General features: G+C 38.6%; 12 protein-coding genes and 1 other RNA gene. 3 read left to right on the top strand and 10 right to left on the bottom strand.

Features of this window, described 5'->3' with window-relative positions; translation table 11 throughout:
• The first annotated feature begins 37 nt into the window (after positions 1 to 37).
• Positions 38 to 2197, top strand: coding sequence for an NAD-dependent DNA ligase LigA (gene ligA, locus ACFINY_RS06155; RefSeq protein WP_375612005.1), 2160 nt, complete (start codon positions 38 to 40; stop codon positions 2195 to 2197).
• Between the two features lie 595 nt (positions 2198 to 2792).
• On the opposite strand, the gene ACFINY_RS06150 is transcribed toward ligA, so the two are convergent.
• From ACFINY_RS06150 to ACFINY_RS06140, 3 genes are read right to left on the bottom strand one after another with little or no spacing between them, the layout of a single operon-like run.
• Positions 2793 to 4619 (bottom strand): aminopeptidase P family protein, encoded by a 1827-nt coding sequence (locus ACFINY_RS06150; protein ID WP_375700932.1) that lies wholly within the window; start codon positions 4617 to 4619, stop codon positions 2793 to 2795.
• Between the two features lie 17 nt (positions 4620 to 4636).
• Entirely contained in the window at positions 4637 to 5506 is an 870-nt protein-coding gene (locus ACFINY_RS06145; RefSeq protein WP_375700931.1) for a 50S ribosomal protein L11 methyltransferase, read from the bottom strand.
• Positions 5507 to 5532: 26 nt separating this feature from the next.
• The gene (locus ACFINY_RS06140) at positions 5533 to 6114 is read right to left on the bottom strand and encodes an SCO family protein (RefSeq protein WP_375700930.1); all 582 of its coding nucleotides are present in this window, start codon (positions 6112 to 6114) and stop codon (positions 5533 to 5535) included.
• A 136-nt stretch (positions 6115 to 6250) separates the two neighbouring features.
• On the opposite strand from ACFINY_RS06140, the gene ACFINY_RS06135 reads away from it, so the two are divergent.
• A complete protein-coding gene (locus ACFINY_RS06135) occupies positions 6251 to 6880 on the top strand; it encodes a DapH/DapD/GlmU-related protein (RefSeq protein WP_375668342.1) in 630 nt (209 codons plus the stop codon).
• Between the two features lie 56 nt (positions 6881 to 6936).
• On the opposite strand, the gene ACFINY_RS06130 is transcribed toward ACFINY_RS06135, so the two are convergent.
• The 5 genes from ACFINY_RS06130 to ssrA all read right to left on the bottom strand — a co-directional run bounded on the left by ACFINY_RS06130 (position 6937) and on the right by ssrA (position 10937).
• Positions 6937 to 9276, bottom strand: a complete 2340-nt coding sequence (locus tag ACFINY_RS06130) for an ATP-dependent helicase (RefSeq protein ID WP_375683076.1) — start codon at positions 9274 to 9276, stop codon at positions 6937 to 6939.
• 120 nt (positions 9277 to 9396) lie between these two features.
• Positions 9397 to 9648: a ribbon-helix-helix domain-containing protein gene (locus ACFINY_RS06125; RefSeq protein ID WP_273788067.1), complete on the bottom strand. Its 252-nt coding sequence runs from the start codon at positions 9646 to 9648 to the stop codon at positions 9397 to 9399.
• A 10-nt stretch (positions 9649 to 9658) separates the two neighbouring features.
• A complete protein-coding gene (locus tag ACFINY_RS06120; protein WP_375612011.1) occupies positions 9659 to 9841 on the bottom strand; it encodes a DUF4169 family protein in 183 nt (60 codons plus the stop codon).
• An 8-nt stretch (positions 9842 to 9849) separates the two neighbouring features.
• Complete coding sequence (locus ACFINY_RS06115) at positions 9850 to 10401, bottom strand: SspB family protein (protein ID WP_375612012.1); 552 nt, start codon at positions 10399 to 10401, stop codon at positions 9850 to 9852.
• A 179-nt stretch (positions 10402 to 10580) separates the two neighbouring features.
• Positions 10581 to 10937: a transfer-messenger RNA gene (gene ssrA / locus ACFINY_RS06110) on the bottom strand.
• A 97-nt stretch (positions 10938 to 11034) separates the two neighbouring features.
• Here ssrA and ACFINY_RS06105 point away from each other — a divergent pair.
• Complete coding sequence (locus ACFINY_RS06105; RefSeq protein WP_375612013.1) at positions 11035 to 11340, top strand: DUF2853 family protein; 306 nt, start codon at positions 11035 to 11037, stop codon at positions 11338 to 11340.
• A gap of 68 nt (positions 11341 to 11408) precedes the next feature.
• Here the strand turns inward: ACFINY_RS06105 and ACFINY_RS06100 are convergent, their stop codons facing one another.
• Positions 11409 to 12716 carry an MFS transporter gene (locus tag ACFINY_RS06100; RefSeq protein WP_375612014.1) on the bottom strand — a complete coding sequence of 436 codons (1308 nt, stop codon included), beginning with the start codon at positions 12714 to 12716 and terminating at the stop codon, positions 11409 to 11411.
• 652 nt (positions 12717 to 13368) lie between these two features.
• Positions 13369 to 14679, bottom strand: a complete 1311-nt coding sequence (locus ACFINY_RS06095; protein WP_375612015.1) for an MFS family transporter — start codon at positions 14677 to 14679, stop codon at positions 13369 to 13371.
• Positions 14680 to 14704: the final 25 nt, after the last annotated feature.

Genomic DNA, 14704 nt, shown 5'->3' with positions numbered 1-14704 from the left:
GCCCTTGTGGCAGCGCTTGTAATGTGGAATAGATTTTATGAACAAAGATGCATATAAAAATCTCACAGCTGTTGAAGCAGAACGTGAATTAGAGTGGTTGGCAAAAGAGATTGCACGTCATGATGTGCTTTATAATCGTGATGATCAGCCTGAAATTTCTGATGCAGAATATGATGCTTTACGTCGTCGTAATGCAGAAATTGAAGCTCTTTTTCCAGAGCTTATACGTATTGATTCTCCTTCACATAAAATTGGAGCACCAATTTCTGAAAAATTTGAAAAATCTGTTCATGCACAGCCTATGCTTTCACTTGATAATGCGTTTAGCTCTGAAGATGTTACTGAATTTATTGAGCGTATTCGTCGTTTTTTACGTCTTCCAGAAACACAAGTGTTGGAAATAACAGCGGAGCCCAAAATTGATGGTTTATCTTTGTCTTTGCGCTACCAAAAGGGGCGGCTTGTGCGTGCGGCAACGCGTGGGGATGGAACTGTCGGTGAAAATGTGACGGCAAATGCCCGAACAATTGCTGATATCCCACAAGTTTTGCAAGGTGATTTTCCTGATATCATTGAGGTGCGTGGTGAAGTTTATATGGGGCGGGAAGATTTCCAAGCACTGAATATCAACCAACAAGAGAAGGGCAAGTTAACCTTTGCCAATCCTCGAAATGCGGCGGCTGGTTCACTCCGTCAGCTTGATTCACGGATAACCGCTAGCAGAAAACTTCAATTTTTTGCTTATGCTTGTGGTGAGGTGAGTGAAATATTGGCAGAAAGTCAAATGGAGATGATGAAAAAGCTAAAAGAATATGGCTTTGTTATCAATCCATTAACAAAAGTCTTTAAGACAGTAAAAGAAATTATTTCGTATTATCACGATATCGAAGAATGCCGTCATTCTTTAAGCTATGATATTGATGGTATTGTTTATAAGGTTAATGATTTGATGCTCCAAAAGCGTTTGGGGTTTGTTTCTCGTTCGCCGCGTTGGGCTATCGCCCATAAATTTCCAGCAGAAAAAGCGATAGCGCTTTTGGAAGATATTGACATTCAAGTTGGTCGCACGGGAGCTTTGACACCTGTTGCACGTCTTACGCCTATTACTGTTGGTGGAGTGGTGGTGACCAATGCTAGTTTGCATAATGAGGATTATATTAAGGGAATTGGTCATAAAGGAGAGCCCATTCGTGAAGGACGTGATATCCGTGTAGGTGATAGCGTGATTGTACAACGTGCTGGTGATGTGATCCCTCAAGTTATTGATGTTATCATTGAAAAACGCCCGAAAGATGCTGCTGTTTTTATTTTTCCTCATTTGTGCCCAGCTTGTGGGAGTCATGCTGTTCGTGAAGTGGGAGAAGCCGTGCGTCGCTGTACAGGGGGGCTTATTTGTCCTGCACAAGCAATTGAACGTATTCGTCATTTTGTTTCACGCAATGCTTTTGATATTGAAGGCTTGGGTAAAAAACAGGTAGAGTTTTTTTTCCATGTTCAAGATGAAGCGCTTTGTATTCATACACCAGCCGATATTTTTACGTTACAACGGCGCCAAGAAAAATCTTTGATACGTTTGGAAAATATGGAAGGTTTTGGTACTGTTTCAGTGCGGAAATTGTATGATGCCATTAATGCGCGCCGAGAAATTCCTTTGAGCCGTTTTTTGTTTGCATTGGGGATTCGTCATGTTGGCGAAGTGAATGCACGCCGCCTTGCACGTGCTTATAAAAATTATACAGCTTTTGAGACTGCGGCTATGGAAGCATTTATGCCATGTGATAAGGAAAATGAAGAAGGAAATGAGGCTTGGATAGAGCTTACCAATATCGAAGGAATTGGACCACAGGTAGGGAGCGCAATTGTTGATTTTTATCAAGAAGAGCATAACCGTGAGATTTTATCTGTTTTGCTTGAAGAAGTAACTCCTCTTGATGAGGAGCCTATCATAGCAGATTCTTCACCAATAGCGGATAAGATTATTGTTTTTACAGGAACTTTGGCGCATATGTCACGTGATGAAGCAAAAGCATTGGCAGAGCGATTGGGGGCTAAAACATCTGGTTCACTTTCTAAAAAAACAGATCTTCTTGTTGCAGGACTTGGAGCGGGCTCCAAATTGGCTAAAGCTGAGGAATTAGGTGTTGAGGTTATCGATGAAGAGGCTTGGCTACAGCTGATTGAGAAACATAATGTTTAGAGGATGTTTTCTAGAAGATCGTATGCTGTTTGTATGATTATCTCTCTTACATTTTTTGGGGGATGAAATCAAAAAGAGGGATAATAGTGGCTGTTTTTTGCAAAAACAGAGCGCCATATATTTTAATATTTATTACGTTATTTAAAATAATTAACGTTGAGCTTAAATATTAAACTTAAACTATTATGATGAAGAATATACAAGGTTATTATTAGTAAAATTTATAAATTATCATTGTGAAGCAAGGTAAAAATTGTAAATAAATATGTATAATTTAATCCAAAATGCCGTAATAAACCAATTATAATGACGTAATAGAAATATAACGCGGAAAATTACAAAATATAACGAAAGTTTCCATATAAAGGAAATAGGGATATAATAATGTCTGGATGGAGATCGCCAAGATAAGTATTACCACGTATAGGTGTATCTCATCTTGCTTCACCTAGGTTAGCGTTTACCATACCAGCAAAAAACTTGAAGTATCTTGTAGAAATATTTTTCATATTTCCTGACGCAGATACATATTTTTCCCTTAAAAAGAGAAAATCCTGTGTTTTGTAGAAAGAGTAAAAGTTATAGGTTGCTTCATTTAAAGGGGCATTGTTGCTTCTTTTGCCCATTTTTTATCTTCTTCATTTAAGTAAGGTGCATTCATCTGATAAACGCGCGCATGGTAATCATTGAGCCATTGTCGTTCTTCTTGTGTCAAAAGCTCTGGAAGGATTAACCGTCGATCAATGGGGCAATTTGTAAGTGTTTCGAACGAGAGCATTTCTATATCTCCGCCATCAATTTTTTGTGCTGGCTTCACAATCATCAAATTTTCAAGACGGATACCAAAAGCGCCTTCGCGGTAATAGCCTGGCTCGTTTGAAAGAATCATACCGGAGATGAGTTCTTGGCACCCTTTGCGAGAAATATTTTGCGGTCCTTCATGGACAGAAAGATAAGATCCAACACCATGACCAGTGCCATGAGCATAATCAAAACCAGCTTTCCACAATGCAATGCGTGCAAGAGCATCAAGGTCTTGTCCTCGTGTGCCTTTTGGAAATCTGATAGTTGAAAGAGCAATCATGCCTTTGAGGACAAGCGTAAAACAGCGTTTTTCTTCTTCTCCAATATTCCCAATTGCTACGGTGCGTGTGACATCAGTCGTGCCATCACGATATTGTCCACCTGAATCAACGAGGTAAAGTTCACCGGCTTTGAGTTGTTTATTTGTTTGCGTTGTTACACGATAATGAATAATGGCACCATTTTCTCCTGCTGCTGAAATTGTATCAAAAGAAAGATCTTTAAGTTTTTCTCCCATTTCTTTTGCTGTATTTATGCGAAATTCTTCTAATTTTTGAGCAGCAGAAATTTCACTTATTGACCCTGGTATTTGTTTATCTAACCAAGAAAAAAAACGGGTTAGGGCAACACCATCGCGTAGGTGTGCTTTGCGTGTGCCATTGAGTTCTGTGTCATTTTTTATGGCACGTGGTAGAGCAGCAGGATCGGTAAGTGTGATAAAAGAGCTATTTTTTTCTTCAATAACAGTTCGTAATTTTTCGCATGTTAGCTGTGGATCTAAGGCAAACACTGTCCCTTTTTGAATATACTCTTTGATCTTGGGAATAAGCTGTTCTGGTTCATATAATTTTGCATAACGTTCTAGATATTGTTTCTGTTCTCCACCAAGTTTTTTGCGGTCAATGAATAAAGCTGGTGTTTCGTTAAGTGGAATGAGAGCAAAACAAAGGGAAAAAGGCGTGTTGGAAACATCATTGCCCCGTATATTGAATGTCCATGCAATGGAAGAGGGGTCTGTAAAAATAAAAGCATTTGCATGAGTTTGCTGTATATCTTTGTAAATCAAAGCGAGTTTTTCATCTGTATCGCACCCAGCATATTTGAGAGGGTGAATTGATAAGGCAGATTGTGGTAATTTTGGTTGATTATGCCAGAGCAAATCAATGGGATTATGTTGAACTTCTACAAGTTTTCCACCTGCTTTCATTTCTAATGCGTTTCTCAATGCATCGGTGGCAGCAATCGTGTGGAGCCATGGATCAAAGCCAATAGAAAGTTTTTGACCATTTTTTTCAAGCCATTGTGAGGGAGGACAAGTTATGAGATCTTCATAATTAAAAATATCAGGATCAGTTTGTTGGCGAACTTGGAGCTTATATCGCCCATCTGTAAATATGATGGCTTTGTTTTTTAAAATCAGTGCAATTCCAGCTGATCCAGTAAAGCCGGTTAACCAGCTAAGGCGTTGAGCATGAGGAGGGACGTACTCTCCTTGATGTTCATCGCACCGTGGAACAAGAAAACCATCGAGCCCAAGGCGATCAAGTTCTTTACGAAGGGAGGCAATGCGTTTTGCAGCATGCGTGGGATTTGTTGTTGCCTCAAAAGATTGATACATAACAACGTCCTTTTATTTTATTTCAGATGTATCGTTACCCATCCTTGACGGTGGTATGTTTCGATATGCTTGAGTCCTTGTTTTATATAAGTATCTAAAACGTAGGCGTGTTGCTCTTCAAGAATTCCAGAGAGTATAAGTGATCCCCCTTTTTTAAGGGCTTTTACCATTTCTTGCGCAAGTTCAATAAGCGGATTAGCAAGGATATTGGCAACAATGAGATCAAAAGGCGCACGTGTTGCAATGTGTTCATGGGTAAAACTTGTTGCTGTAACAGCTGTAATATACTCTTTTACGCCATTAAGCTCGATATTATGTTGTGCAACTTGAATAGCAATAGGATCAATATCGGAGGCGAGAATACTAATGGGCTTGAGCATTGCTATGCCAATGGCTAAGACTCCACTACCAGTTCCAAGATCAAGGGCATTTTGTGGATTTTCGTGTTTCATGACTTTGGCAATCATTTCCAAACAACCAGCTGTTGTCCCATGATGTCCTGTTCCAAAGGCTTGATTTGCTTCAATTTCAATAGGGAGAACATTTGCTGGAATGGCGTTTCGGTTGTGACTTCCATGAAGGAAAAAAGGACCGGCTTGCACAGGTTTTAGTCCTTCTAGGCTTTTTTGTACCCAATCAATGTTGGGTAAAACTTCCATATTAATATTATCAAAATCTATAGAAAGGATTTGAGCAAAACGTTTCAATGCGTTCTCTTGATTGTCTTGATCGACATATAGAGAAAGCTCATATACAGCATTTTGTTCATCTATCTCTGTAAGAGCAAGAGGATACCCTTCTTCGTCAAAGGCTGTTTCTATAAGGGTATAGAACCGTTCTGCTTCATTTCTAGAAGCAGTATAATAGAGGCGAATTTGTTGCGACATGCTGTTCTTTCTTTTGATCGGTTTTTTTAGTTTAAGATGAGTTTTTTTAACCGTTCAATGGCGATTTCATCTTTTAATTCGCTATCGCTTTCTTTCGTGTCATAACGGATAACGCCAGCTAATTTTCCACCTTTTTTGAGTAAAAAAATTGCTGCTGTATGGTTATATGTATAGTTTCCATCTGTTTCAGGGACTTTTTCAGCAACGATGTTGAAAGAATTGACCATTTTATGAACTTTTTCAGGATCTCCGCTGATGCCAACAATTTTATTGTTAAAATTACTGAGATAATCATGGAGTACTTTTGGTGTATCACGTTCAGGATCAACAGTCACAAACCATATACCTAATTTATCAGCTTCAGGCCCAAGGGCTGTAAGCCATCGATCAAGATTCATCAGTGTGATAGGGCAGCTTTCAGGACACATAGTGAAGCCGAAAAAAATTATTGAAGGCTTGCTTCGAACATCAGCCTCAGTAATATTTTTTCCATTAGAATCAGTGAGAGTAAAGTTATCACCTAAAGGCTTATTTGTCAGCGTATCATAAATAAAAACACCTGCAAGAAATATGATTGTCAGCCCCAAGATGCGTATTACATTTTTCATAGTTTGACTCTCTTAGATAGATCGAGAAATTGTAACATCGGCAGGTTTGTTTTGCAATGTTTGTTTCATGGTTGATTTTATTGGCTTGATTGGTATGTCTTTCCATATCTATTGATAAAACATTGGTGAAAGATGTATGAATATTGAGAAAGATCTTCGATTTCATGAAAGTGAACCTCGTATCCATACGACAGCGCGGCTGCATGGTTGTAAATTAGGGCGCTATGTGGAAATTAATGAGCGGGTGATTTTACGGGATGTAACCGTTGGAGATTTTTCTTATTTAGAGCGTAATAGTGAGGCTATTTATAGCGATATTGGGCGTTTTTGTTCTATTGCATCTCATGTACGGATGAATGCGTTGGAGCATCCTATGGAGCGCGTTTCAACGCATAAAATAACCTATCGTCCAAACGAATATTTTCGTTATATGGCATTAGATAGTGGTTTTCGTGAAAGGCGTTGTGCAAAACGTGTTATTATTGGGCATGATGTGTGGATTGGACATGGTGCGGTTATTATGCCTGGGGTGACAATTGGTCATGGCGCTATCATTGGCGCGAACGCTGTTATAACAAAAGATGTTATGCCTTATACGATTGTCGTTGGGGTGCCTGCTAAGCGATTGCGGATGCGTTTTCCCAATCATGTGATAGAATGCCTTTTAGATATGGCTTGGTGGGATTGGCCACTTAATAAAATTCACGACGCATTGCCTGATATGCAAAATTTGCCCATTGAAGCCTTTGTTCGCAAATGGAAATGATAGTCAGAATAAAACAAAATGATCTCTTGGAAAAACGGATCATGGTTTGCTTGTAATTAAGCTTTGTTTACAAAATTATCTAGTACACGCTTTTCTCCGGCTTTTTCGAACATTATTGTCAATTTACGATCGTCTATTGCTATAATATAACCATAACCAAATTTTATGTGAAAAATCCGATCATTGACAGAAAAATCTGATGGTGTATGAGAGATTGATTGCGTGATAATTTTTCCTTCAATATTCTTGTTTTTTTGTGCACGCTTTTGTCTTGGTGTTGCATAGTCATTATAAAAAGAATCGTGATATTGAAAGGAAGATTTTCCATAACCACCATAGGATGTTTCCATTTCTACAACTTCTATATGTTCTGCTGGTAATTCATCTAGAAAACGGGAGGGAAGAGCAGGTTGCCAAAGTCCATGAATTCTTCGATTCGATACAAACCATATATGCAAATGTTTTTTTGCTCTTGTTAGACCTACGTAAGCAAGACGCCGTTCTTCTTCTAATCCTGAACGTCCACCTTCATCTAATGAGCGCTGGTGGGGAAAGAGTCCTTCTTCCCAACCTGGAAGAAAAATTGTTTCAAATTCAAGCCCTTTGGCTGAATGAAGTGTCATGATGTTGACTGCATCCATATTTTCATTATTTTCCGTTTCCATAACGAGTGCAACATGTTCCAAAAAACTTTGAAGATTTTCAAATTGTTCCATGGAACGAATCATTTCTTTAAGATTTTCTAGTCTTGTAGGAGCCTCTGGTGAACGATCTTCTAACCACATGGTTGTATAACCAGAATCATCAAGGACGATCTCGGCAAGTTCTCTATGAGGAGTGTCTTGAAGCATATTTTGCCAGCGGCGGAAGTTTTCAATGAGGCTTCGTAACGCACTGCGTGCCTTAGGCTTTAATTCATCTGTTTCAATGATGTCAGCGGCAGCAGAAAAGAGAGGAACAGCACGTGCACGTGCACTCTCATAAAGAATGCGCAGGGTTGCATCTCCTATGCCGCGTTTCGGTGTATTAATAACACGCTCAAAAGCTAAATCATCAGTGGGTTGGACAACAACGCGTAAATAAGCCATGGCATCACGTATTTCCATCCGCTCATAAAAACGAGGACCACCAATAACGCGATAATTAAGGCCAAGCGTTACAAAGCGATCTTCAAATTCACGCATTTGAAATGATGCGCGTACCAATATAGCCATATGATTTAATGCATGACCGGTTTGTTGTGCGCGTTCGATTTCTTCTCCAATTGCTCGTGCTTCTTCTGCCGAATCCCATGCTGAATGAATTTTTACCTTTTCTTCCTCGCTCTTTATTTGAGCAGAAAAAAGGACTTTTCCCAGTCTTTCTTCATTATGCGCAATGAGATGGGAGGCGGTTTTGAGAATATGAGATGTTGAGCGATAATTGCGTTCTAGACGAATAATTTTAGCAGAAGGAAAATCTTTTTCAAAACGTAATATGTTTTCGACTTTTGCACCACGCCATCCATAAATGGATTGATCATCATCGCCAACACAACAAAGATTAACATGTTGACCTTGAGGATGTTGGGCCAAAAGGCGAAGCCAAAGATATTGTGCTGTATTTGTATCCTGATATTCATCGACGAGAATATAACGAAATTGAGAATGATATTCGCGAAGGATATCTGGATTATGTTGGAAGATAGAGATAGAATGAAGTAGAAGGTCACCAAAATCACAAGCATTAAGATCTTTTAATCGATTTTGATAACTGTGATAAAGTTCACGTCCCATGCCATTACCAAAGGAATGAGCATCACTTTTTGAGATATGTGTTGGTGAGAGTCCTTGATTTTTCCAAGAATCAATCATCATGGCAAGGTTTCGTGCGGGCCAACGCTTATCGTCTAATCCTTCAGCTTGAATAAGTTGTTTTAAAAGTCGAAGAACATCATCGCTATCGAGAATTGTAAAGTTTCTTTTTAAATCAACAAGCTCTGCGTGACGGCGTAAAATTTTAGCTCCAGTGGAATGAAAGGTTCCAAGCCAAGGCATACCTTCAACAACTTCTCCAATAAGTTCACCAATACGTATTTTCATTTCACGTGCTGCTTTGTTGGTGAAAGTGACAGCAAGTATTTGCTGAGGAGAGGCAAGTCCAGAGCGTAAAATGTGAGAAATACGGGTTGTTAAAACGCGTGTTTTTCCTGTACCAGCACCTGCAAGAACTAAAAGAGGTCCCTCAGTATTCATAACAGCTTGTTGCTGTTCTGGATTGAGTTGTTCTAAATAGTCTGTGTTATATGATTTTTGTTCTTTTAGAGTATGGGAGAAAAAACCAGAGCTCTTCTTATCATGGTCTGGAGGGGAATCTTCTTCAAAGAAAGGTATGGTATGATCAGAAAAATTACTCATTATCTCTCTTTTGTAGTCTTTTTTTTATTGAAGTTCTAGATTAAAAAAAACTTCTCTTAAAAAGTCACAACAGTTTCAGTTGAACAGACAGAAAGAGAACGTAAAAAATAAGCACAAACATTAAAGGCGTTGGGTGAGAACGCTTTGAAGGGCATAAACGCGTAACGAAGCCGAAAGATTTACTTGTTGTGGTCTTTTGCTATCAATATCGGTAATAATAAAGGCTAAAGATTGTCCTTTTTTGCGGGCTATATCTTTTAGAATATCTAAAAATGGTGGTTCTAAAGAGACGCTTGTTGCGTGTCCATCAACGCGAACAGATATCTTTCGTGGAATGACTTTTGACCAATCGATAGAATTATTTTCGTGCATTTTTCCACCTTTATTCGTCGTTTCGCAAACGATTTTGATCAAGAAATTTTTGCATTTTTAAAGATTTTTGCTGCTCAAAATTTTTTTCAGTTTTTGTTCGTCCAAAACGATAACGATTTTGCTCAGCACAAAGAGATTTTTCTGTACGTTTTTTTTGTTTTCGAAATTGGCGAAGATTAATCAATTCAGTCATGAGAAAAATTATTTTTTCCGAAAGGAATCTAAAGAGACAACATCAGCACTTTGATTTTGTTTTGCATCGTTATTTGAAGGTTCTTTATTTGTACTGAGATTTTGTTCTTTTGTAAGCGTATTTTCTTTTTTTTGTTTGTTTGATAAGGTAATAGGCGTCGTTGAGGTATTTTCTGAATTTTCACTTTCTCCAGAGGTCAGATTTGAGGGCAGATCAAATGCTGCTTCAAATGCTGCTACAGGATCGTAAAAGACCTGAATGGAAGTAAAAGGAATCACGAGCTTTTCGGTTATTTCCCTGAAAGAGAGAGTTACTTCGAAAGCTGTTTCTGAAACACTGAGATCTCTAAATTGATGTTGCAAGACGATAGTCATTTGCTCGGGATAGCGATTTTTTAGCCGAGGAGAAATTTTAACGCCTGGGGCATTTGTCAAAAAAGTTATAAAAAAATGATGATTTCCCGGAAGACCTGCTTTGGCAACTTCCGATAAAACTTTACGGATAACTCCACGAAGCGCATCCTGAACGAGAATATCGTAACGGATTTGATCTTTAACCATCGAAGTTTATTCCTTTTATTTCACGTAGCAGAATGGGGCGTATTGATATTGTGTGACAGAATATATTTTAAATTAGCAGATTTTTTCTACGATGCACCTCAATAAATCGAATAAATACGAAACTCTATGGTAAATAATGTCTGATAATGTCTGAAAGATCAATCAACAACATTTAAAAAAGTGAAGGCTTCTGTTGCCAGGTGCCTCCGAACCCCGCTTAAACCTGCGACGGTTTAAGACTTAAATTGAAACATTCACACCACCTTAAGCGGCGAGACGTGCTTCCGCATAGTTGTCATTTGCAACTACTCATTTAGCCCGATAACGGTGGTACAATGCCGAGTAAAAGAGCGATCTTTACACCCTTGTCGATCCTATTTCGCCCCCACCAAAATATAATTTTGGTTTCTTATATTTTGGTGGAGGCGCCGGGTACCGCCCCCGGGTCCAATAGGTTTATTTCACCGTCCATTTATTACCATAGCTGGTAAACCAGCCCTCTAAATATAGATGAAGAACAGTCTTAGGAAAAGGGGGGGTTGTTAATATTTTTAATCCTCTAATTATTTATGGAGCTATATGATGCGGCTGTAAAGTATAGTCCGCTCATTTTTGGAGAGGAGATGATGCAAAATGACAAATAATTTAGCAGATATTAAACTATATGATTCAAATCCCGATGAAGCAGCAGTAGAACGACTTAGCCGTCGTTTAGCTTTAGTGATGAAAAAGCAGGATGCAGCGCTTGTTGCTACATCGGATCCAAAAGAGTTAGAACGTGTTGAAAAATGGGTTCAAGATGTTTTAGAAGCCGATGAGAAGAGTGCTAAAATGGCTGTTTCAAAAGTGGCTGAGATGATGTCTGGAGAGCGTAGAAAAAGTCGTGTGACTTTTTATTATCTAGTTGCTAAGCACCTTAATGCACTTCATAAAATTTAAACAATATTAAATTTGTGATAATGATAAAAAAAGCCCAATTTCTTGGGCTTTTTCGTTGATAAAAAGGGTTAATGTTTTTCATCCTCTTGGAGGTAGCCTCCTTTACGCATACTCGGGACAAAGAGAAGAGCAATGAATGCCATGATCATCACGACGGTTATATAAAAATAAAAGAGTGATTCATGACCGTACTTTTTTAATCCAAGCGCAACGTATTCAGCAGAACCACCAAATAAGGCGTTGCCAATGGCATGAGAGATGCTAACGCCTAATGCGCGTATTGAAGAGGGAAACATTGCTGATTTGACGACACCAGAGATGGATGTATACATGCTCATAATGAAGAGCAAGCCAATAATGACGGAAAAGGCAACCCATATACTATGCGTATTACCGATTATCCAGAGTCCAGGAAATGTAAAGATGACAGAGAGTATACTCCAAATGATAAGTAAAGTTTTTGTTCCAATTTTATCGGCTATGATACCAGCTATGGGTTGGAATAGGATGAAAATAAATAGTACAGCTGTCATAATCGTTGTTGCGGTATGTTTATCAAAGCCGGTGGTTGTGATCAGATATTTTTGCATATAAGTCGTAAAGGTGTAAAATGTGAGTGATCCTCCTGATGCAAAGCATGCAATTACGACAACGGCTTTTGTATGCTTGGTGAGAAGTTCCTTAAGACTGCCAGAGTGTTTGTGAGAGCGGCTTTCTTTCGTGGTTGTTTCGTGGAGAGAACGACGCAGATAAATCGCAATCACTGCCCCGAAACCACCAATCACAAAAGGAATGCGCCATCCCCATGCTTTTAACTGATCTTCAGAGAGATAAGATGCTAGAATAAATATAATGAAGCTGGCAAGAAGTTGACCTGTAATAAGGGTAGCTGATTGGAAAGAAGCAAAAAGCCCACGATGTTTTTTGAGGGCAACTTCGCTCATATAAGTGGCTGCTGTACCATATTCACCACCTGCTGAAAGTCCTTGCATCATCCGAGCTAAAAGTAAAAGGATTGCTGATGTTACTCCTAAGGTTTCATAGGTGGGAAGTATGGCGATGAAAAAAGAGCCACCACACATCATAAAAATGGATATAAGCATCGAGCGTTTACGTCCATAACGATCGGCGACAAACCCTAAAAACCAAGCTCCAATAGGGCGCATAAGAAAGCCAATAAAAAACACACCTGCGGTTTTTAACAGTGGCGTAATCGTATCACCATCGGAGGGAAAGAATTGTGATGCAAAATAAATTGATGCAAATGAGTACACGTAAAAATCATACCATTCTACGAGATTTCCTGATGCGCTTGCTATAATAGCAAAAACACGTTTTCTTGCATCCTGTGATGCTGAAGTTGTTTCATTTTTCATGAATTGTTCCCCTTTTGGATTTATAGTTCATATTTTCTAAACATAATTGTTTATGATTTCCAGAAAAATTCAATGGTATTATAACAATTTCTTAGGGAAACTCTTTAAGATGATTTATTAGAGTTATGTTGTCATTCGTTTTAAGATTTTTACTTGTGTTATAGAATAAAAAGTTATCACGTTGCATTTAAAGGGAGAGAACATTGAAAAGTAGATCAAGATACCTTTAAACTTTATGATAAGAATGCAATATTGGCATCATACCGGAAGATCATAGAAGAGATGGTCTTTATGAGCAGAAAGCCCCAAAACTGAAAATATTTCATAAAGCTTAAATAATGTAAAAGGGGATTTTGTGTCCTCACTTATCTTATTGTATCATAACACATCATCATTTAGGAGGGTGAGGTAAGCCTCAGATAAGGTTTTCCGTATGAGGTGTTTTTTAGATATCGTGATAAATATTTAGGGTAGGGCTGCCCATAGAATCTTATCAAGTAAATTACATAAAGAGGGCAGTAACTATAGACAATTTAAGAGAAACTGAGTTGTTTGTAAGACGAATGCGGGGCGAGCTTTTCGTTCTTTACTAGGGTGGAGAGGGGATCAAAAAAAGCCCAATTTCTTGGGCTTTTTTATCCAGAAAATAAGTTTAATGAAGTCTATCGTCTTTATCGAGATATCCTCCTTTATCTATATCGGGCATAAGAAGAATAGAAATGAGTGCAATGACCATCATACCAACGATGTAAAAAAAGAAAACAGATTCGTATCCCATATTTTTTAATCCAAGCGCTACATATTCAGCAGAACCGCCAAAGAGTGCGTTGCCAATGGCAAAAGCAAATCCAACACCAATTGCTCGGATTGAAGCAGGGAACAATTCTGCTTTTATGATACCAGCAATGGACGTATAAAAACTCATAACACAGAGTATTCCAATAATAATTAAGAGTGCTGTCCATGGATTATGGGCATTACCGATCATTTTAAGTACAGGAATGGTGCAGATAATGGATAATGCCCCCCAACTAATGAGTGAAGCTCTTGCTCCAATTTTATCGGCTAGGGAACCAAAAAGGGGTTGGAGTAGCACAAAAACAAAGAGGGCGGCAGTCATTATCGTTGTTGCGGTTTGTTTATCAAAACCAGTGGTTGTGATCAGATATTTTTGCATATAAGTGGTGTATGTATAAAATGTGAGAGATCCACCAGCTGTAAAGCCAACAACCAAAAAGAAAGCTTTTTTATGATTACGAAAAAGTTCTTTAAGACTACCAGCGTGTTGTTCAGAGCGGCTTTTGAGGGTTGTTGTTTCATGAAGCAAGCTACGCAGATAAATTGCAACGATTGCTCCAAAGCCACCAATGACAAAGGGAATACGCCATCCCCATGCTTTTAACTGATCCTCGTTAAGGTAAATGGCTAAAATAAATATTATAAAACTTGCCAGAAGTTGACCTGAGATCGTTGTTGCATATTGAAAAGAAGCAAAGAGACCACGACGATTTTTGGGCGCAACTTCACTCATATACGTTGCTGCTGTACCATATTCACCGCCAACGGAAAGCCCTTGAAACATACGGACTAAAAGGAGAAGAAATGCTGCTGTTATTCCCAAGGTTTTATAAGTGGGAAGTATGGCAATGAGAAAAGAGCCACCACACATCATAAAAACAGAAATAAGCATTGAGCGTTTACGTCCATAACGATCCGCAATGTATCCAAAGAGCCATGCTCCAATTGGACGCATAAGAAAGCCAATAAAAAAGATTCCTGCCGTTTTTAACAGTTGTGTAACAATATCTTCATCTTCAGGAAAAAATTGTGATGCAAAATAAACCGATGCAAAGGAGTAAGCATAAAAGTCGTACCATTCTACCAGATTTCCTGATGCGCTGGATATGATAGCAAAAATACGTTTCCTTGTATCATGTGGATCTAAAGTTGTTTGATTATTCATGAAGTATTCCCCTTTTAGATTTATA

This window comes from Bartonella sp. AA23NXGY, from assembly GCF_042197165.1.
GTDB lineage: Bacteria > Pseudomonadota > Alphaproteobacteria > Rhizobiales > Rhizobiaceae > Bartonella.
Note: the sequence above shows the minus strand (reverse complement) of the source record. Positions and strands in the feature narration are given on the sequence as shown.

What these genes read in the sequence shown, in the direction of transcription:
- ACFINY_RS06105 (WP_375612013.1), top strand. Translation starts at nt 11,035, where the DNA reads ATGACAAATAATTTAGCAGATATTAAACTATATGATTCAAATCCCGAT.
- ACFINY_RS06135 (WP_375668342.1), top strand. Translation starts at nt 6,251, where the DNA reads ATGAATATTGAGAAAGATCTTCGATTTCATGAAAGTGAACCTCGTATC.
- ACFINY_RS06115 (WP_375612012.1), bottom strand. Translation starts at nt 10,401, where the DNA reads ATGGTTAAAGATCAAATCCGTTACGATATTCTCGTTCAGGATGCGCTT.
- ACFINY_RS06095 (WP_375612015.1), bottom strand. Translation starts at nt 14,679, where the DNA reads ATGAATAATCAAACAACTTTAGATCCACATGATACAAGGAAACGTATT.
- ACFINY_RS06150 (WP_375700932.1), bottom strand. Translation starts at nt 4,619, where the DNA reads ATGTATCAATCTTTTGAGGCAACAACAAATCCCACGCATGCTGCAAAA.
- ACFINY_RS06140 (WP_375700930.1), bottom strand. Translation starts at nt 6,114, where the DNA reads ATGAAAAATGTAATACGCATCTTGGGGCTGACAATCATATTTCTTGCA.
- ligA (WP_375612005.1), top strand. Translation starts at nt 38, where the DNA reads ATGAACAAAGATGCATATAAAAATCTCACAGCTGTTGAAGCAGAACGT.
- ACFINY_RS06145 (WP_375700931.1), bottom strand. Translation starts at nt 5,506, where the DNA reads ATGTCGCAACAAATTCGCCTCTATTATACTGCTTCTAGAAATGAAGCA.
- ACFINY_RS06120 (WP_375612011.1), bottom strand. Translation starts at nt 9,841, where the DNA reads ATGACTGAATTGATTAATCTTCGCCAATTTCGAAAACAAAAAAAACGT.
- ACFINY_RS06130 (WP_375683076.1), bottom strand. Translation starts at nt 9,276, where the DNA reads ATGAGTAATTTTTCTGATCATACCATACCTTTCTTTGAAGAAGATTCC.
- ACFINY_RS06100 (WP_375612014.1), bottom strand. Translation starts at nt 12,716, where the DNA reads ATGAAAAATGAAACAACTTCAGCATCACAGGATGCAAGAAAACGTGTT.
- ACFINY_RS06125 (WP_273788067.1), bottom strand. Translation starts at nt 9,648, where the DNA reads ATGCACGAAAATAATTCTATCGATTGGTCAAAAGTCATTCCACGAAAG.